This is a genomic window from Glutamicibacter sp. NPDC087831 (genome assembly GCF_044742845.1).
In the GTDB taxonomy this organism is placed as follows: Bacteria; Actinomycetota; Actinomycetes; order Actinomycetales; family Micrococcaceae; genus Glutamicibacter.
This window is the reverse complement of record NZ_JBIUVH010000002.1, coordinates 476,527-493,854: the sequence shown is the minus strand read 5'-3', so window position 1 is coordinate 493,854 and position 17,328 is coordinate 476,527. Positions and strand designations below refer to the sequence as shown.

The window sequence follows — 17,328 nt, the reverse complement described above, 5'->3', positions numbered from 1 at the left end:
ACCCCGGCCAGGAACGCCACCGCGCTCATGTACCAGTTATTCGTCGCCGCCAGGTTGATCCCGGGGGTTAGCACCACCATCGCCGCATCTCAGAGCCTGCACCCAGCGATCCGGACCGCCACCTACAAGAAGTTCAGATCGAAGAATGCCAGCGCCCAGTCGAATTCGGTTCCCGTGGTGGCGGACGCGTTCTCGGCGAACCTGCAAGCGTCGAAGAGCGCGGTCCAGTCCGAACAGCAAGGTTCAGGTGTAGGCGTTCTTGAAAGCGACGGCCACCAGTGCGACCACCACGTTGAGGAGCACTAGCACTCGCTCGATGGTGCAGAAGCACGGGTTGTTCCGCCCCGGATTGCTGTATTACCCCAGCGGACCGCCGATAAGCACGGTGAACTTGCGCAAAAACGCGTCGCTGCGGCTGAGCACGCTGTTTTGCCTCGTCATCGACGCGCCACTCAAGGCAAAGGGACTCTTACTCGGAGGCCTCGGGGAACTGCGCGGCCAGCCGTTCCAGGGTGCGTTCCATATTGGGCCCGGTACTCCGAGTGAATCCTAGGATCCGTAACACCCACTTGTGCCGTAACCGGCTCGCATCCCAGGTTTCGCTGACCATGGTCCCGGACCCTATAGCTTCCAGCTCGTAGCGCCACCGATGCCCGCTGAAGTGCCGCCAAGCGATCTGCCGGTCCTGCTCGAATTCCACCACGGTATTGCTGATCCGGTACGGGACACCCAGACGCATCTGCATGCCGAACTCGCTGCCCAGGCTGAGCTTGCTGCCCTGCGCATTCGAGGCCCGCACCGTTCCTGAGCCGTCGATGACCGGGTGCATGGCCGGATCCCTGAGCAGTTCGAAGATCTCTGAAGGCGCGGCGGCAACGAGGCGGCGGCGGGTTTGCAGATACGGGGATGGATTCATCAGCCCATCCTATTCCGCATCTGGTCCTGAGCCCGGCAGCCGGGCCTCTCCTCAACGATTCAGTTGTGCCACTCGGGTTTGACTTGTACCACCAGAAAAGTCACAGGTGCTTCGGCTCTGCTTCCTCGCCCGACTCGCCGATGCCTGCCCGGTCATGCGGATACAACTCCGCTCCGGTGCGAATTATCAATCAGCCAATCAGCCCGCCATGGCCAAGAGCTATCGGCCAGTGGCGGGCTCTTGGCGGGTCGGCAAGCAAGCTTGCTGCATCCAGACCTCCTCGGCACTCCAGCCCTGCCCGAAAACGACCGAATTTGGTGTCCTTCATGGCCTTTGCCGCGATGGGCGCAAGAATTCCTGGCATCGCCATGCCCAAGAGTTAGTCCAGTTCGAGGATCCGGGTCATGTAGATGCTGTTAGGGTCCTCCAGATAGGAACCGAAGGGCTGGCATTGCTGGAAGCCGTGCTTTCGGTACAGCGAGCGTGCAGGTGCGAAGAACTCCATCGCTCCCGTTTCAAGGGATATGCGCGATAGCTTGCGCTGCGCGGCATCCTCCAGAGCATGGAACAGCAACCGGGAAGCGACGCCTTGCCCGCGGAAGTCCGGGTCCGTCCGCATGCTCTTGAGCTCCTCGTGGCCCGGCTCTAATACCGCCAACGCGCAAGTGCCCACGATGCGCTGGTCCTTCTGCGCTGTCCAGAGCCGGACGGTTGGCTGGCGTAGCGCAGCCAAGTCCAAGGCATGCTGGGACTCCAGCGGCGACTGCGGCGCCATGTCAGCAAGGTGGGCTTCGAGGAAGGCTCTCAGGGAGGGATCCTCGAAGTCTGCGGGTTCAATGGACAACGTCATGAGCGACAAGATATCAGCAGTTTGTATCGCAGATGTTACGGGCAGCTAGTTGCCCTATCGCCATCAGACCTCATAAATGCTCGGGCCCGGCTTCTTCTGTGTGGCCTCCCGATTCTCCGGCGATGCCCTCCTGCGGATACAAGTCCGCTCCGGTGCGATCCTTCAAGGTCAGGGTTGCGATCAGCGAAGCGCCCACCCAGATGAACAGGTAAGTCGAGACCGCCACAGTGGTATTGAACTGGCCCACCAGCGCCGCGGCAATGGTCGGGGCGAACGCGCCACCGATCACCGAGCCCAGGGCGTAGCTGATCGAGGAACCGCTCAGGCGGATGCGGGCCGGGAACAACTCGGCATACAGCGCCGGCAACGGACCGTAGGAGAAGCCCATGAAAGCGCCGAAGACCACCAGGGACACGGTGACCCAGGCCAGGTTCCGGGTTTCGATGAGCAGGAACAGGGGGAAGAGCCAGGCCAGCAACAGCACCCAGCCGATGATGAACATCTTCTTGCGGCCAATGCGGTCCGAGACCACTCCGCCGATCCAGGTGGAGATCAGCCAGGCCAGCGAGCCGATGGTGATGATGTTCAGGATGTCGCCAGCCTGCAGTAACAGCTTGTTCGTTGCATAGCCCAGGATGAAGCCGCCGGTGAGCATGTACCCGGCCGTGTTGTTGCCCATGAAGACCAGCGTCGCCTGGATGACCTTCTTGGGGTGCTTGCTGAACAGCGTGGACAGCGGGGCCGACTCGGTCTGCTTGGTCCGGGCCATTTCCTCGAAGACCGGGGATTCCTCCACGCGCTGGCGGATGTAGTAGCCGATGAGGATCAGCACGAAGCTGAGCAGGAACGGGATGCGCCAGCCCCAGGCCATGAACTGCTCCGCGGAGAGAACGGCGGCGATAATGGCACTGACCGCGGAAGCCAGCAGCATGCCGGCCGGGACGCCGAGCTGCGGGAAGGCGCCGAATTTGCCGCGCGCATGATCCGGCGCGTGCTCCACTGCCATCAATGCCGCACCGCCCCACTCGCCGCCGGCGGAGAAGCCCTGGACGATGCGCAGGAAGATCAGGAGAATCGGAGCCCAGATGCCGATGCTCGCATAGGTGGGCAGCAAGCCCACCAATGTGGTGCCGACGCCCATCAGGACCAGGGTAATGATCAGCACCGCTCGGCGGCCGTACTTGTCGCCCACCCGGCCCATCACGATCGCGCCCAACGGGCGGAAGAGGAAGCTGATGCCGACGGTGGCGAAAGCGATGATGGAGCCCAGCGACGCTTCGGCGGGAGTGAAGAATTGCGGGGCCAGGACCAGGGCCGCCGCATTGGCGTAGATGAAGTAGTCGTACCACTCCACGGTGGTGCCCACCATGGTCGCTCCCGCGACGCGTTTCTGCTCCTTGGACATGTGCCCGGGTACTGCAGCTGGAGTGCTCATGATTCCCCCTCGTTGTTGCGAGTATGCAGGAATCACTTTCCTCCGCCCCAGCACCCCCGTGCTGGCCGTTCATGCAGGATCGACTCCCTGCCTTGATAGTAGGCTTCTGCCGAACCCGCTACAAGCGGTATTTCTCCTTGCGCGCCGCTCCCCTGGTTGTTCGCGTTGCTTCTGCGAAAACCTGTCAGGCTTGCGCGAATAGCTTGGCAGCATCAGCCACAACCTGCTTCGCTCCGCCCTGGTTCCAGCTCTCGAGTTGGCGCGTGGCACCATTGCCGAGATTCACGAGCGAGTCCAGGTAATCGGCCACGAATTGTTCATCGCCATTGCGCTGCAATTGACGGCCCGCGTAATCGAGCACCCGCTGGATCATGGCCTTGGCAGGCACGAGAGTCCTGGATTCGCTATCGAAATAGGTGCCTTCCACTCCCGACTTCGCCGCCTGCCACAGGCCCAGGTCAAGAACCTCGGACGCTGCCGTGCTGGCGGGGTTCTGTGTTGCCGAGGCAGTATCCACGATGGCCCGGATAAGCAAAGCCAGGGCCACGGATTCGCCGGCTGCCATCTGCGTGTCCGCCGCCCGCACTTCAATGGTCGGATGGTTCACCGACAAGCGGGCAAACCAGCCGATATGCCCCGGATCAAGCAACGCCCCGGAGGTGATCATGTCCTCCACGCGCTGCTGGTATTCCTGCGCTGTCGCAAAAGCCGGCGGGATGCCTGCCGCAGACCATCTGCGGTAGTGCACCGTCCGCCACGAGGCGAAGCCGGTCGGCTCCCCGTTCCAGATGGGAGAGTTCGCGCCCAATCCCGCAATCAGCGACAGCCAGCCGCGCAAGGCATTCAGCGCCCGGACTCCGGCGGCGGCATCCGGGACATGCACATGGATGTGCAGTCCGTTGATGAAATGCTCGCGGGCGATCCCCGGGACGAACTCGTGGATGGTTGCGTAGCGCTGGCCCTTGGTGAACTCCGTAGTGCTCGGAAGCCCCAGCGCCGTTCCCGAAGCAAAGGGAAGCACCTGATGTTCGCGGCATATCCGCTCAATGGCGGCGCGCCGCCGCACCAGCGCTTCCACGGCTTCTTGCGCGGAGGTGCAGATTCCGGTGACGATTTCCAGCTGGCTGGCCAGAAGTTCGCGGTGGACCGTGGTGCCCGGCAGTTCGAGGCCAAGCAACTGGGCGCTGAGCTCATCGGCCATCGGCACCGGGGTGGCAGTTTCCGGATCAACGAGGAAGAATTCCTCTTCGATCCCAAAGGTCCTGGTCATGGATGCTGGTTCGCCTTCCCTGGGCAGCAATACGAACTGAACATTAGACGGCAGCTGGCCAAGGACGGCCGTTCCCAGCAGGAAACCCAGCGATTTTCCAGCTTCGCAGCAGCTGCGGACGCGGCTGTCCGCAGCCACCCGTTCACCCGCCTCGCCCTACGCCCGATAGCTGCCCCGGGCACTTGCTGACCGCTTTTCACAGCTGCTACTGAGCTTGCGGCCATGCAAGCACAAGCCCCAGCGCAAGGGCTTGCAAAGTGTGCCACGCTCTAATCACCGCGGCTCGGCAAAGCACCGCAAGAAGCCAAGCTGCGGGCCGTCACGCCCACTTGGAGGCGCAGCTTCAGCCGGCCGGCCGCTGGCCAGCCGGACTGGAATTACTGGATTGATCCGAAGTCGAACGCAGCAGGAGGACAGACCCATGATCAGCACAGAACAACTTCAGGAACTCAGCGCAATTGGCGGCACCGTCATTGGACCCGACGGCCAGAAGATCGGCAAATTCGGCCAGATTTTCCTTGACGACCGCAGCGGGCAGCCGGAATGGGCGACCGTCCGCACGGGCCTCTTCGGCCTCTCCGAGAGCTTCGTTCCGCTCAGCCAGGCAACCGTCGCCGGCGATACGCTCTCGGTGCCCTATGGCAAGCAGACCGTCAAGGACGCCCCGAACATCGATCCGGAGGGCCAGCTCACCCCAGAGCAGGAACAGGAGCTCTACCACTACTACAGCCTGTCCTACCAGGAAGCGGACCAGGCCGCCGTGCAGCTCGGCGTCCCGGAGACCGATGCCCGCGCCGAGTATTCGCGGGAAGACGTGCGTGATCCGGTGGACGGCACTTCCCAGGCCTCTGCCATCCGTTCCGAGGAGCGGCTGCATGTGGGAACCGAAAGCGTGGAAACCGGCAGGGTGCGCCTGCGCAAGCACGTGGTCACCGAGAATGTGGCCACCACCGTGCCGGTGAGCCATGAGGAAGTGCGGCTTGAGCGCGAGCCCCTCACGGATGCCGAAGCCACTGGCACCAGCGGAGAACTGGTTGAAGACGAGCAGGAGGTGACCTTGCATGAGGAGCGTCCCGTCGTGGAGAAGACTGTTGAGCCAGTTGAGCGGGTCAGCCTGGAAAAGGAAACAGTCATCGAGGAGGAACGCCTCGAAGCGCAGTTGCGCAAGGAACAGGTGCAGGCCGAGGGCTGGGAAGGCGGCCGGCAAACCCGCTAGCGCTGGCGCGCTGGCTTTGCGCAGGAGCTGAACCTGCACGCAGCGGTGATCGGGGCGGAATCCGGCGGATGCCGGGTTCCGCCCCGATCCGCGCACCACCGATTCTGGACGTTCCCTAGGTACTGGAAGATTCCCGTGCCATCCAGCCGGCAATCCCCTAGCGTGGCTAGCATGACGGCGGCCGGCATGCCTGGCCAACGTTTCCTTCCGATCGCAACAGCCAGAATGAAGGAGCAAGATCATGGAACATCCAAAAGATCCTGTCATAGCAACACGTCCGCTGGTGCAGAAGGCCGCCCTGGCGGTCGGCATCGTGTTCTTCCTGGTCGGCGTCCTCGGATTCATTCCGGGAATCACCACCAACTACGAATCGCTCTCTGGTGCCGGCCACCACTCTGAAGCCAAGCTGCTGGGAATCTTCCAGGTCTCGTACCTGCACAATGCCGTGCATCTGCTCTTCGGTGTTGCCGGCTACCTGATGGCGCGAACCGTGCCTGCTGCCCGCAGCTACCTCATTGGCGGCGGAATCATCTACCTGGCCCTGTGGGTCTACGGGCTGGTCATTGATTTCGATAGCGCCGCCAACTTCATCCCGCTGAACGATGCCGATAACTGGCTGCATCTGGGGCTCGGTGCGCTCATGATCATCTTGGGATTGCTCCTCTCCCGCAAGGCGACCGGACAGCATCGAGACCCGCACGCGGCTTGACCAGATGCTCAATTGCTGAAGCGGGCACCCCGGCATGCCGGGGTGCCCGCTCTGTCCATGCAGCCATGGCAAAGTCCTCCGCGTCATCACCATACCCAACGCCTTGGAACGCCTAGATCGCCGGACGCCGGGATTCTGGGAATCCCAGGAATCTAGGCGAGTTCGCTGGCGCAGTCGCGGCAGATGACGCCTAGGCCAGTCTTCTGCACGGCTTGGCTGCGGTGGCGGATAGTGAAGCAACTGGCGCAGAGGAACTCATCCGCTGCTTGCGGGAGGACTTCAACGCTCAGGTCTTCCTCTACGATGGCGCCAGGGAGCTCCACGCCATCGGAAAGGTCGGTTTCTTCAAGCTCGGCCACAACGCTCTTCGCGTCGGGGGCATCGGCTTGTTGCACGTCCTTGAGCGTCTTCTCGGACGCCGCGGCGAAATCCGGACGAACCTCGTCATAATCTGCAGCCATGTTCCTGCGTCCACAGGTGGGAGAATACGCGACAACCACAGCGTGGTGGCGTGCCCTTCGATCGCCAAAGCCCTGGATGACGGGCTCCGGTCCAGCGCAGCGAAGCCGCCGTCCGGAAGGCTGGCTTCGACGGCGGCTTGGCCGGCTGGCGGCCAATTGCTAGGAGCTGAGCTCCGCGGCAATGGCGCTGTTGAACGCATCAAGGTCGCCTGGATTGCGCGAGGTAATCAGCACGAAGCCGTTTGCCGGGCAGCGGAAAACCTGTTCGTCCTTCCAGGTGCCGCCGGCATTGACGACATCGGTCTTGATCGAGGTGTACGAGGTCAAGGTCTTGCCCTTGGCCAATCCGGTTTCCACCAGCAGCCATGGCCCATGGCAGATGGAAGCGATCGGCCGGCCCGAACCGGCAAAGGACTTGGCAATGCGCTGGGCATCGGCATCCAAGCGGAGATTGTCGGCATTCAGCGTCCCGCCGGGGATCAGCAGCAGGTCGAAATCCTGTTCGTTCACTGCCGCCAGCGCTTCACCGGCTTGGAAGACCTCCCCCAGATCCCAATCGCCGACCAGCGACTTGACCTGGCCGGCCTCCGGGGCCGCGATCACCACTTCCGCACCGGCTTGGCGCAAGTGCTCCACTGGCTTCTTCAGCTCATCCTGCTCGACTCCGCGGTTGGAAACTGCCGCAAGAACTTTCTTGCCTGCTAGGTCTGGCATATTCATGCTCCTTTCATCGTCCACAGCCCACTGTGCTCTGGGCAGCTACCGCAGGCAAGCAGCAGTCAGGAAGCATCCAGCTGCCGGCTTCGGATCGGGCCTTCGCAGTGCTGCCATGCGCCTTGAACGCGCACAGCAGGCCTTGCCGCGGTAGAAGCGGCAAGGCCTGCTGTGCTGGGAAGAAGATGATCAGGCGTTGATCAGCTCGGCATCTTCCTTGGCCTTCTTGCTAGCACGCACGTGCTTGTAGGCGGTGAAAGCCAGCGTCAATGCGAGGATCGAGTACAGGGTGATCGTGATTCCGCTGGAAACCAGGATGCTCGCATCGCCTTCCGAGACGGTCAGTGCACGGCGCAGCTCGGTTTCGGCCAGCGGGCCGAGGATCACTGCAATCAGAACCGGAGCCAAGGGGATCTCGTAGCGGCGCATCACGAATCCAACCAGTCCTACACCCAGCAGGATCCACAGATCCAGCAGCGCGGCGCTGATGGCGTAGACGCCGAGGACCGAGAGCACGGTAATGCCTGCGTACAGGTAGTGGCGCGGAACCAGCAGCAGCTTGGCCCACAGCACCGCGAACTGCATGTTCATGACCAGCAGGATCACCAGTCCGATGAACAGCGAGGCCAACAGGGTCCACACCATGGGGCCGCTGCGTTCGAACAGCAGCGGGCCTGGCTGCATGCCGTACTGCTGGAAGGCGGCGATCATGATGGCCGCGGTAGCGCTGGTGGGCAGGCCCAGGGCCAGCAAGGCGCCCATGGCGGTGCCCGCGGTGGCATTGCCAGCGGCTTCCGGAGCAGCCACGCCTCGGATGGAACCGATCTGGCCGAATTCGATATCGCCGCGGCGCTTGGCCAGGCGCTTTTCGGTGCCGTAGGCCAGGAAGGTCGGCACCTCGGAACCGCCAGCAGGGATGATGCCGAAAGGCAGGCCGAAAGCGGTACCGCGCAGCCATGCAGGCAGGGCCTTCTTGATGTCGTGGCGGTGCAGGCGCGGACGGCCGCTTGGCTTGATCTTCACGGCTTCCGGGTCGCGGTGGATGCGCGAGGCAATGTGCAGTACTTCGCCCAGGGCCAGCAGGCCCACGGTGATCACCACAATGGAAATGCCGTCGAAGAGCTGCGGCAGGCCCAGGGTGTAGCGGATGGTTCCCGAAGGCCCATCCACCCCGACCATGGCCAAGACCAAACCGATGCCCAGGGCCACCAGGCCCTTGACGATCGAATCGGAGACTACCGAGGAGATTGCAAGGAAGGCGAAGACCGCCAGCGCGAAGTATTCAGCCGGACCGAAAGCGGTGGCCAGCTTGACCAGGGTCGGGGCGAAGAACACCACGACGGTGGTGGCCAGCAGGCCGCCTATGAAGGCGCCCATGGCCGCAGTTGCCAGGGCCTTGGCGGCCAGGCCGCTGCGGGCCATCCGGTGGCCTTCGAAGGTCGAGGCGATCGCCGAGGAATTGCCTGGCGTATTGAGCAGGATGCCGGAGGTGGAGTCGCCGAACAGCCCGCCGTAGTAGACGCCGGCGAACATGATGAACGCGGCGGTGGGATCCAGCGAGAAGGTAATAGGCAGCAGCAGCGCCACGGCCATCGCCGAGCCCAGGCCGGGCAGCACGCCTACGGCGGTGCCCAGCAGGGCACCAAGCAGCACCCACAGCAAGTTCATTGGGGTCAGTGCGTTTGAGAATCCCTCAAGCAGCAGATTGAGCTGTTCCATCTAGAGCAGTCCTTCCAGGAATCCCGCAGGCAGGTTCAATCCCAGTCCGGCGTTGAAAGCCAACTGGATCACGCAGGAGAAGAGCAGTGCAATGCTCACGTCGAATAGCGCCTTCTTGCTGCCCAGTGCGCGGGCAACGACCCAGAACAGGGCTGCCGCGCTGAGGATCCAGCCGGCGTAGGGCAGGATCAGGATGAAGCCGATGACGCCGGCAACCACCATGCCCATGGTCTTCCAGTCCGACTGGGTCTTGTACTGCTTTTCTTCCGCGGCCGGCGCGGCTGCGCCGCCACGCGGGGAGCGGAAAATCTGGATGGTGTGGGCGATGACCACACCGTAGAGCAGCACGCACACAATGGTCGGGAAGAACTGCGGGCCGGGGACCGACTTGCCCAGTACCTCCATGGTGGCGGTCTGCCAAGTCAGGAAGACCGCCAGGGCCAGTACCAGAGCCGGGACGACCAGTTCGCTGCGCCCGCTGAAGAAGTTCTGGGCAGGGGCGTCGTTACGGCGGGTGCCGGTGCCGTTGCCGGTGCCTTCTGTTGCTTGGGGTGCTTGAATGCTCATAGTCCCAGTCCCTTGACGATTTGTTCCGTGACTTCGATTTCGCTGTCTACGTAGTCTTCGAATTCCTTGCCGATCATGAAGCTGTCGGTCCAGTTATTGCGCTCCAGCGCATCTTTCCACTGCTCGGATTCATGGATTTCGTGGACCATGTCCACGAAGACCTGCTTGTCCTCTTCGGTGATGCCCGGGGCACCGACGAAGCCGCGCCAGTTGGCCATGACCGCGTCAACTCCCTGTTCCTTGAAGGTCGGGACGTCGACCCCCGGCAGCCGTTCTTCCGAGGAGATGGCCAGCGCCCGCAGGTTTCCGGCCTCGATCTGGTCAGCTACTTCGTTATAGCCGGACATGCCGCCAACGGTGGTGCCTGCCAGCATCGAGGTCAGTGCCTCGCCGCCGCCGGAGTAGGCGATGTAGTTGGCCTTGGACGGGTCGATGCCCACTTCCTGGGCCACCGCACCGGTGAGCAGGTGGTCAATCGAACCCAGCGAACCGCCGGCAATCGAGGTTTTCCCCGGGTCCTTCTTCCAGACCGCGATGAACTCGTCCAGGGTCTTGATCTCGGACTTGGCCGGCACTACCAGCACCGCGTAGTCATCAGACATGCGCGCGACCAGCTCCACGTCCTTCATGGTGGCTTCGGAGTTGGCCAGCTCGATTGCGCCGATCATCACCCCTCCGGTGGCCATGAGCATGTCGTGGCGCCCGGTCATCTGCACGAATTGGCTCAAGCCGATGGTGCCGCCAGCTCCGGGGATGTTCGTGACCTGCACGTTGTTCACTGCGCCGATGGACTTCAGTGCCTGCTGGGCTTCACGGGCGAAGCCGTCCCAGCCGCCGCCGGGCGAGGCAGGTGCCATGATGACCAACTTGTTCCGCGCCGAGGACTCTCCGCCCGACGCTGCCGCGTTGGTGAATGCGAGTCCCGCTACCGCCACGACGACAACGCCGTACAGGGACCGGCTCAAGATGCGTTTGCTCACCATTTTCCGTAACCTCATTGTTAGTGATTCACCTCACCGATTCCCGGTGCGGCCTTTCCCAGTGTGCAGTCAAAGTGAGCCGAAACACACCGGGAATGCGGTTCTGGTCATAACGGGCAATTAAGAAAATAAAAACAACGGGAGCAAGCGGGTCCACCATGCAATGGATAAAGAACAGCCAGCGCTTCCGCGTTCGCATCCTGTTCCTGCAATTAGCCATCGTGCTGATCACGCTGCTGGCAGTTTCGGTGATCGTGATGCGCTTCGAGATCAACCGGGTGGAGGACAGCGCTTTCAGCCGCGTCGCCCTGGTGGCCGAGGAAACGGCCCAGCTGGCCCCGATTGGCCACGCGCTGGCCGAGGATCCCGGAAACGCAGCCGAAGTCGTCGCACCGCTGGCCCACCTGGCCGAATCGGCATCCGGAGTGGACTATGTGACCATTGCCGATCTGAACGGCATCCGCGTGGCCCACCCCGATCCCGGGTCCATCGGCCAGCCGGTTTCCTCGGATCATGAATCCATCCGCAACGGCGAAACCTTCAGGGGCGTGGAGGAAGGCCCCCTGGGCGTCACCCTGCGGGTGAAGCAACCGGTCTTCGATGAGGGGAAGATCGTTGGCACCATCTCCGTGGGCATCCTGCAAAGCAAGGTGCGCGCCAGCCTGGTTGATATCGTCTGGGCATTCGCGCCGTGGATTATCCTGGCCGTGGCCATCGGCTCCCTGGCGGCCGCGCTGGCCGAACGGGCCATCCGCAGGATCTATCGGGTTGATCCCGAAGAGGTGGATTCGCTGAAGCAGGCGCAGCAGGCGGTGCTCTACGGAGTCAGCGACGGCGTGCTGGGCGTGGATGGCAATGGCCGGCTCACCTTGGTCAACGGAGAAGCGCGCCGGCTGCTGGACCTTCCCGAGGACACTGTGGGCCAGCAAGCCGAAGAGGTCCTGGACCAGAGCCTGGTGGACCTGCTGCGCAGCGACTCCCCCGAGGCCGAATCGGTGCAGAACGTGCTTTCCGGAGAACGGGTGCTGATTGCCACCCGCCGCGAGGCGATGCTGGGTCCCAAGCACTATGGACGCACCCTGACCTTGACCGACCATACCGAGCTGGAAGAGACCTTGCGCGAGTTGCGCGGCCAGAGGTCCTTGGCCGATACGCTGCGCGCCCAGGCCCACGAATTCACCAACCGCTTGCACCTGCTCTCGGGGCTGATGTCCATCGGCGAATACGAAGAAGCCAAGGAGCATATCCAGCGTTTCTCCGGCGCTCGCGGCGAGCATCCGGAAACGCATCTGGGCGACCCCACCCTGTCAGCGCTATTCGTTGCCAAGCAGGCCGTGGCCAGCGAAGCCGGGGTCCGGCTGGAGCTTAATCCTTTCTCCGCGGTGGTTCCCGGAACCGCGATTGACGACGATGCCATCACCGTCGCCTCGAACCTGCTGGCCAACGCCATCGAGGCCGCCGGCGATGGCGGCGTGGTGTCATTGCACTTGAACGCCGGGCCCACCGGCATGCGCATCGCGGTCAGCGATTCCGGCCCGGGCATCAAGGAAGGCGACGCGGCCCGCCTGGTGCAGCTTGGCTACAGCAGCAAAACCGGGGCGCCGGGAGCAGTCCACGGACGGGGCATCGGCTTGGCCCTGGTTGACCGCATCCGGACCCGGCGCGGTGGCGTGCTGAAGTTCGGGTCCAGTGATCTGGGCGGAGCCGAGGTCATCGTCGCCTGGCCTCCGTCGAAGCGACCTATGGTTAAGCAGAGCATTCCCGTTCCCGCGCAAGGAGATTACTTCAATGATTAAGACACTCGTGGTCGATGACGACTTCGCAGTGGCCGGGCTGCATCGCCGCTACCTGCAGGGCATGGAGCATTTTGAAGTGGTCGGCGTGCTGGAGCGCGGTTCCGGCGTGGTTCCCTTTGTGCAATCCGGGCAGGTGGATCTGGTCTTGCTCGATGTGCACCTGCCGGATCTGACCGGGCTGGAAGTCTTGGCCCAGCTGCGCGCAGCTGGGTCCGACGCGCACGTCATCATGATTACCGCCAACAATGAACGCGATGCGGTGCGCCAAGCAGTGGGCCACGGCGTCGAGGATTACCTGGTCAAGCCCTTCACCGTGGACGAGTTCAAGCAGCGTCTGGCGCTCTATGCCCAGCGCGTTTCGGAGCAGCCCGGAGCGGTGGCGCAGCCAGAGGAGCAGATCGACGAGCTGGGCCAGGCCGAGATCGACCAGCTGCTCCAGGCCGCCAGTGGACGAGGGGATGCCAGGATCCCCGAAGTCCTCGAACTGGCCCCCGGGGCCGTCACCGGCGCCCAGACCGAACGATTGCCCAAGGGCTTCACCGCGCCCACCATGGCACTGGTCGGAGAAGCCTTGCGCAGCGCACCGGGCCATCCGGATGGCACCCTGTCTTCCTTGGAGGTTGCCGAAATTTGCGGGATCTCCCGGGTCAGCGCCCGGCGTTACCTGGACTTCCTGGTCACGGCGGGCAAGGCCCAGCTGCGTCCGCGCTACGGTTCGGCAGGCCGTCCCGAGCACCGGTATTCGTGGGTCGGCTAAATTTCCTGCACTCCACTGGCTTTTAATGCACATTAGTGTATACACTAATTTCGGATCCACGTTTTCCCACGTCTTCATTTCCGAAAGGCCATCTCATGACAACCCATGCTCAGGAAACCGCTGCCAACGTCGCAGACGTCATCGTGGTCGGCGGCGGCAACGCGGCCTTCACCGCAGCACACGCGGCAGTGACCCGCGGCCGCAAGGTTCTGCTCCTGGAAAAGGCTCCGCGCGACCAGTTCGGCGGCAACAGCTACTACACCGCAGGTGCAACCCGCATCGCGCACAACGGCCTGGAAGACCTGCAGGACCTGGTCGAATTCGATGAGCGCCACCCGCTCTCCGAAGTTCCGCCCTACTCCGAGGCCGACTACGCCGGCGACATCGCCAAGGTAACCGAAGGCCGCAACGACAAGGAAATGACCGAAGTCCTGGTCAAGGAAGCAGCACCCGGCCTGCGCTGGCTCAAATCCCTGGGCCTGAAGTACCGGCTGATGTACGAACGCCAGACCTACAAGACCCCCGAGGGCGGCTACCTGTTCTGGGGCGGCCTGCACGTGGGCAACGTCGACGGCGGCGAAGGCCTGATGAAGGACCACCTGGAAGTAGCCCAGAAGCTGGGCACCGAAGTCCGTTTCGAGCAGGACGTCTACGGCCTGATCGTGGAAGAGGGCAAGGTGGTGGGCGTCAAGGTCCGCGCCAACGGCGAAGAGCAGGAACTGCGCGCCGAGTCGGTCATCCTCGGCGCTGGCGGCTTCGAATCCAGCCCGCAATGGCGCCAGGAGCACCTGGGCGAAGGCTGGCAGAATGCCAAGGTCCGCGGCACCCCATTCAACAATGGCGAGATGCTGGCCGCCGGCCTGGAAATCGGCGCTGCCAAGGGCGGGGACTGGAGCACCTGCCACTCGGTCCAATGGGACGCGCTGACCCCGAAGAACGAATCCAACCGCGAGCTGACCAACCGCCTGACCCGCCAGTCCTACCCGTTGGGGATCATCGTGAACAACCGCGGCGAGCGCTTCCTGGATGAAGGCGCGGACTTCCGCAACCTGACCTACGCCAAGTACGGCAAGGTGATCCTGCAGCAGCCGGACTCCATCGCCTACCAGGTCTTCGACGCTTCGCTGCGTCCGATGCTGCGCGCCGAAGAGTACGAGATGCCGGAGATCTCCGAGGTCATCGCCGACACCGTTGAGGAATTGGCGCAGAAGATCGGCGTGGATCCAGCGGCGCTATCCAAGACCGTCTCGGAATTCAATGCTTCCATCGACACCTCCATCGCCTACGACCCGAACGTGCTCGATGGGCGCGCCGCGAAGGTAACTCCGCCTAAGAGCAACTGGGCCAACCCGCTTGAGACCGGCCCGTTCTACGCCTACCCGGTCACCTGCGGCATCACCTTCACCTTCGGTGGCCTGAAGGGCAACACCGACGGCCAGGTGCTGGACGAGAACGGCGAGATCATCCAAGGCCTGTACGTCTGCGGCGAAATGCTCGGCGGCCTGTTCTCGGCCAACTACCCGGGCGGTTCCGGCCTGGCTGCCGGTGTGGTCTTCGGCCGGCGTGCCGGTAACCTTGCCTAAGTACTAAATCCCATTGTTCCGCCAGTACGCCTGTACTGGCGGAACAATGGTTTTACCCGCCATCCAGCCTTAGACGAGAATGGGGATCATGGCCAAGCTCGATTCGGATTCAATCCATGCCCAGCTCAAGGACGACTTGCTGCAAGGCGCATTCCAGCCCGGGGATGCCCTGCGCGAGGTCGCCCTGGCAGAACGCTTTGGAGTTTCCCGCACCCCGGTGCGCGAAGCCCTGACCCGCCTGCTGCATGAAGGGCTGCTGGAGCGCCGCGCCCGCGGTCTTTTCGTCAAGGAAATCGACCCCGAACAGATCATGCAGGTCTACGACCTGCGCATCCTGCTCGAAGGCCAGGCCGCCCAGGAAGCCGCCTCGGTGCGCACCGAAGTGGACCTGATGCGGCTGCAGGCCCTGGTTGACCGGGACCGCGCACTGGCCGAACCAGATGACGCCACCCGCTTGGCCACCAACATCGAGTTCCACCGCGCGCTCTGGCGCGCCGCGCACAACCCGGTGCTGGAGGATCTGCTGGAGCGCCTGGCCACCCACCAGATCCATGCCCCGACATCCACGCTCTCGGTTGGCTCGCGGTGGACCGAATCCCTGGATGAGCACCAGTGCATCGTGGACAACATCCGCGAGCGCGACAGCGCCAAGGCCAGCGGACTCATCCAGGCGCACATGGCCACCGCCAAGGCGCTGCGCTTGAAGATGTTCGCCAGCCTGATGCATTAGCGTCGGGCCCACGGCAGCCGGGACGTCTCGAGTTAGGCCAATGCATCGCTGGTCTGTAGACTGGAAGCATGGCTCTGGTTGTCTCAACGCATGCGCAGCGGCTTCTCGCTGCCGTTTTCCCCAAGGGAAAACTGCTGACCAAGCTAGCCAGCGGCACCAATGGGTGGTTGAGTTCCTGGGGAACCAACGCCCACGGCGAGATCGCCGGCTGCCCGCCACCGCGCCACTAGTTGCGCGGTCCCGATTCCTGGTTTTTCTCCGGTGGATTCCGCGCGCCCTCGTGCCCTTTTCCCGGATCCCAGAAAGACCCGTTACTTTGCCATACCCCTCAACTGGCGTATCCCGCCAAGCACCCCACGCCCTGTGGCGTGGAATCCGCCAAACCCTCAAGCAGGACTCGATGGGCGGGCTGCTGCTGCTCTGCGCCACCCTCGCCGCCTTGGTCCTGGCCAATTCCCCTGCAGCCCCATGGTACGAGGGGTTGCGCGACTTCCGTTTCGGCCCCGAGTCCCTGCACTTGAATCTCTCGGTCGGAGCCTGGGCCGCTGACGGCCTGCTCGCCATCTTCTTCTTCGTTGTCGGCTTGGAACTCAAGGAAGAATTCGTTGTCGGCAAATTGCGCAATCCGCGCACGGCGATCGTTCCGGTGGCCGCAGCCGTAGGCGGCGTGGCGCTGCCGGCACTGTTCTATGTCCTTGTCATCTCCGCATCGGGAAGCTCCGCCATCAACGGCTGGGCAATCCCCGCAGCCACTGATATCGCCTTCGCGATCGCCGTGATCGCAGTGGTGGGCAAGTTCCTGCCCCCTGCCCTGCGCACCTTCCTGCTCACGCTGGCGGTGGTCGATGACCTGCTGGCCATTTCCATCATCGCCATTTTCTACACCGATGACCTGGCCTGGCTGCCGCTGCTCCTCGCGCTGCTGCCACTGGCGGCATTCGCGCTGGCAGTGCAGCGCGGGGTCCGCGCCTGGTGGGTCCTGATCCCGCTCGGCGCCACCGTCTGGGCATTGGTGCATGCCTCGGGAATCCACGCCACGGTGGCCGGCGTGCTGCTGGGCTTCATGGTTCCGGTGATTGCCACCCAGCGGGCGCATGTGCGCACCGGGAGCACCGAGCAGGGCGAAGTGATCCACGAAGGCCTGGCCGCCCACTTCGCGGACCGGTGGTCCATTCCCTCATCCATCATCGCCATTCCGGTGTTCGCCTTCTTCGCTGCCGGTGTTCCGGTCGGCGGCCTGTCCGGACTGGGCGAAGCGCTGGCCAGCCCGGTGGCACTGGGCATCATTGCCGGCCTGGTGCTGGGCAAGTCGATGGGCATCACCGCCGCCACCTTCCTGGTCACCAGGCTCCCGGGAATCAAGCTGGATGGCAGCATCAAATGGCCTGATGTGCTGGGGCTGTCCTTCGTGGCAGGCATCGGCTTCACCGTCTCCCTGCTGGTCGGCGAGCTGGCCTTCGGCCAGGGCGGCGAGGAAGCGCAGTACGTGAAGGTCGGGGTGCTGTGCGGTTCGCTGCTGGCCGCGGTCATCGGCGCGGCGCTGCTCGGGTCGCGAAATCGCGCGTACCGCGCGGCGGCCAAGACTGCTGCATAGCTAGCCCTGCTGCATCCTTCCTGCGGATGGA

At 63.5% G+C, this 17,328-nt stretch carries 18 protein-coding genes; 9 read left to right on the top strand and 9 right to left on the bottom strand.

Translation table 11 applies throughout. From position 1 onward, the window contains the following. Positions 1-27 precede the first annotated feature (27 nt). The gene (locus ACIOJF_RS08770) at positions 28-306 is read left to right on the top strand and encodes a hypothetical protein (protein ID WP_105662125.1); all 279 of its coding nucleotides are present in this window, start codon (positions 28-30) and stop codon (positions 304-306) included. Between the two features lie 163 nt (positions 307-469). Here ACIOJF_RS08770 and ACIOJF_RS08765 read toward each other — a convergent pair whose 3' ends face one another. The 4 genes from ACIOJF_RS08765 to ACIOJF_RS08750 form a co-directional block, all read right to left on the bottom strand. Next, positions 470-916, bottom strand: coding sequence for an SRPBCC family protein (locus ACIOJF_RS08765; protein ID WP_402741503.1), 447 nt, complete (start codon positions 914-916; stop codon positions 470-472). Positions 917-1,295: 379 nt separating this feature from the next. Further along, a complete protein-coding gene (locus ACIOJF_RS08760) occupies positions 1,296-1,766 on the bottom strand; it encodes a GNAT family N-acetyltransferase (protein ID WP_332499288.1) in 471 nt (156 codons plus the stop codon). 70 nt (positions 1,767-1,836) lie between these two features. Next, a complete protein-coding gene (locus ACIOJF_RS08755; protein WP_402741502.1) occupies positions 1,837-3,201 on the bottom strand; it encodes an MFS transporter in 1,365 nt (454 codons plus the stop codon). 184 nt (positions 3,202-3,385) lie between these two features. Next, complete coding sequence (locus tag ACIOJF_RS08750) at positions 3,386-4,471, bottom strand: YbdK family carboxylate-amine ligase (protein ID WP_402741501.1); 1,086 nt, start codon at positions 4,469-4,471, stop codon at positions 3,386-3,388. 421 nt (positions 4,472-4,892) lie between these two features. On the opposite strand from ACIOJF_RS08750, the gene ACIOJF_RS08745 reads away from it, so the two are divergent. Next, positions 4,893-5,687, top strand: coding sequence for a YsnF/AvaK domain-containing protein (locus ACIOJF_RS08745; protein WP_402741500.1), 795 nt, complete (start codon positions 4,893-4,895; stop codon positions 5,685-5,687). A 241-nt stretch (positions 5,688-5,928) separates the two neighbouring features. Further along, on the top strand, positions 5,929-6,396 hold the full coding sequence (locus ACIOJF_RS08740) for a DUF4383 domain-containing protein (RefSeq protein ID WP_105658756.1): 468 nt from the start codon (positions 5,929-5,931) through the stop codon (positions 6,394-6,396). A gap of 152 nt (positions 6,397-6,548) precedes the next feature. Here ACIOJF_RS08740 and ACIOJF_RS08735 read toward each other — a convergent pair whose 3' ends face one another. The 5 genes from ACIOJF_RS08735 to ACIOJF_RS08715 form a co-directional block, all read right to left on the bottom strand. Continuing rightward, a complete protein-coding gene (locus ACIOJF_RS08735; protein WP_402741499.1) occupies positions 6,549-6,857 on the bottom strand; it encodes a DUF4193 family protein in 309 nt (102 codons plus the stop codon). A 159-nt stretch (positions 6,858-7,016) separates the two neighbouring features. Beyond that, positions 7,017-7,571 (bottom strand): type 1 glutamine amidotransferase domain-containing protein, encoded by a 555-nt coding sequence (locus ACIOJF_RS08730; RefSeq protein ID WP_402741498.1) that lies wholly within the window; start codon positions 7,569-7,571, stop codon positions 7,017-7,019. A gap of 189 nt (positions 7,572-7,760) precedes the next feature. Then, complete coding sequence (locus tag ACIOJF_RS08725) at positions 7,761-9,290, bottom strand: tripartite tricarboxylate transporter permease (protein WP_332499253.1); 1,530 nt, start codon at positions 9,288-9,290, stop codon at positions 7,761-7,763. Then, positions 9,291-9,857, bottom strand: coding sequence for a tripartite tricarboxylate transporter TctB family protein (locus ACIOJF_RS08720; protein WP_402471533.1), 567 nt, complete (start codon positions 9,855-9,857; stop codon positions 9,291-9,293). Beyond that, positions 9,854-10,840 carry a Bug family tripartite tricarboxylate transporter substrate binding protein gene (locus tag ACIOJF_RS08715; protein WP_402471535.1) on the bottom strand — a complete coding sequence of 329 codons (987 nt, stop codon included), beginning with the start codon at positions 10,838-10,840 and terminating at the stop codon, positions 9,854-9,856. Before ACIOJF_RS08715 ends, ACIOJF_RS08720 begins: the two co-directional genes overlap by 4 nt. Positions 10,841-10,995: 155 nt before the next feature. On the opposite strand from ACIOJF_RS08715, the gene ACIOJF_RS08710 reads away from it, so the two are divergent. From ACIOJF_RS08710 to nhaA, 6 genes are all read left to right on the top strand, one after another. Further along, positions 10,996-12,633, top strand: a complete 1,638-nt coding sequence (locus tag ACIOJF_RS08710; protein WP_402741497.1) for an ATP-binding protein — start codon at positions 10,996-10,998, stop codon at positions 12,631-12,633. Continuing rightward, on the top strand, positions 12,626-13,390 hold the full coding sequence (locus ACIOJF_RS08705) for a response regulator (RefSeq protein ID WP_402741496.1): 765 nt from the start codon (positions 12,626-12,628) through the stop codon (positions 13,388-13,390). The genes ACIOJF_RS08710 and ACIOJF_RS08705 overlap by 8 nt, the downstream gene beginning before the upstream one ends. A gap of 95 nt (positions 13,391-13,485) precedes the next feature. Further along, complete coding sequence (tcuA, locus tag ACIOJF_RS08700) at positions 13,486-14,973, top strand: FAD-dependent tricarballylate dehydrogenase TcuA (protein ID WP_332595331.1); 1,488 nt, start codon at positions 13,486-13,488, stop codon at positions 14,971-14,973. An 88-nt stretch (positions 14,974-15,061) separates the two neighbouring features. Continuing rightward, the gene (locus ACIOJF_RS08695) at positions 15,062-15,703 is read left to right on the top strand and encodes a GntR family transcriptional regulator (RefSeq protein WP_402471546.1); all 642 of its coding nucleotides are present in this window, start codon (positions 15,062-15,064) and stop codon (positions 15,701-15,703) included. 68 nt (positions 15,704-15,771) lie between these two features. Then, positions 15,772-15,933 (top strand): hypothetical protein, encoded by a 162-nt coding sequence (locus ACIOJF_RS08690; protein WP_166650850.1) that lies wholly within the window; start codon positions 15,772-15,774, stop codon positions 15,931-15,933. 86 nt (positions 15,934-16,019) lie between these two features. Next, complete coding sequence (gene nhaA / locus ACIOJF_RS08685) at positions 16,020-17,297, top strand: Na+/H+ antiporter NhaA (protein WP_332731193.1); 1,278 nt, start codon at positions 16,020-16,022, stop codon at positions 17,295-17,297. The last annotated feature ends 31 nt before the right edge of the window (positions 17,298-17,328 follow it).

Bases quoted from the DNA above. Each gene is read 5' to 3' on its own strand.
- ACIOJF_RS08770 (WP_105662125.1), top strand. From the start codon at position 28: ATGTACCAGTTATTCGTCGCCGCCAGGTTGATCCCGGGGGTTAGCACC.
- ACIOJF_RS08765 (WP_402741503.1), bottom strand. From the start codon at position 916: ATGAATCCATCCCCGTATCTGCAAACCCGCCGCCGCCTCGTTGCCGCC.
- ACIOJF_RS08760 (WP_332499288.1), bottom strand. From the start codon at position 1,766: ATGACGTTGTCCATTGAACCCGCAGACTTCGAGGATCCCTCCCTGAGA.
- ACIOJF_RS08755 (WP_402741502.1), bottom strand. From the start codon at position 3,201: ATGAGCACTCCAGCTGCAGTACCCGGGCACATGTCCAAGGAGCAGAAA.
- ACIOJF_RS08750 (WP_402741501.1), bottom strand. From the start codon at position 4,471: ATGACCAGGACCTTTGGGATCGAAGAGGAATTCTTCCTCGTTGATCCG.
- ACIOJF_RS08745 (WP_402741500.1), top strand. From the start codon at position 4,893: ATGATCAGCACAGAACAACTTCAGGAACTCAGCGCAATTGGCGGCACC.
- ACIOJF_RS08740 (WP_105658756.1), top strand. From the start codon at position 5,929: ATGGAACATCCAAAAGATCCTGTCATAGCAACACGTCCGCTGGTGCAG.
- ACIOJF_RS08735 (WP_402741499.1), bottom strand. From the start codon at position 6,857: ATGGCTGCAGATTATGACGAGGTTCGTCCGGATTTCGCCGCGGCGTCC.
- ACIOJF_RS08730 (WP_402741498.1), bottom strand. From the start codon at position 7,571: ATGCCAGACCTAGCAGGCAAGAAAGTTCTTGCGGCAGTTTCCAACCGC.
- ACIOJF_RS08725 (WP_332499253.1), bottom strand. From the start codon at position 9,290: ATGGAACAGCTCAATCTGCTGCTTGAGGGATTCTCAAACGCACTGACC.
- ACIOJF_RS08720 (WP_402471533.1), bottom strand. From the start codon at position 9,857: ATGAGCATTCAAGCACCCCAAGCAACAGAAGGCACCGGCAACGGCACC.
- ACIOJF_RS08715 (WP_402471535.1), bottom strand. From the start codon at position 10,840: ATGGTGAGCAAACGCATCTTGAGCCGGTCCCTGTACGGCGTTGTCGTC.
- ACIOJF_RS08710 (WP_402741497.1), top strand. From the start codon at position 10,996: ATGCAATGGATAAAGAACAGCCAGCGCTTCCGCGTTCGCATCCTGTTC.
- ACIOJF_RS08705 (WP_402741496.1), top strand. From the start codon at position 12,626: ATGATTAAGACACTCGTGGTCGATGACGACTTCGCAGTGGCCGGGCTG.
- tcuA (WP_332595331.1), top strand. From the start codon at position 13,486: ATGACAACCCATGCTCAGGAAACCGCTGCCAACGTCGCAGACGTCATC.
- ACIOJF_RS08695 (WP_402471546.1), top strand. From the start codon at position 15,062: ATGGCCAAGCTCGATTCGGATTCAATCCATGCCCAGCTCAAGGACGAC.
- ACIOJF_RS08690 (WP_166650850.1), top strand. From the start codon at position 15,772: ATGGCTCTGGTTGTCTCAACGCATGCGCAGCGGCTTCTCGCTGCCGTT.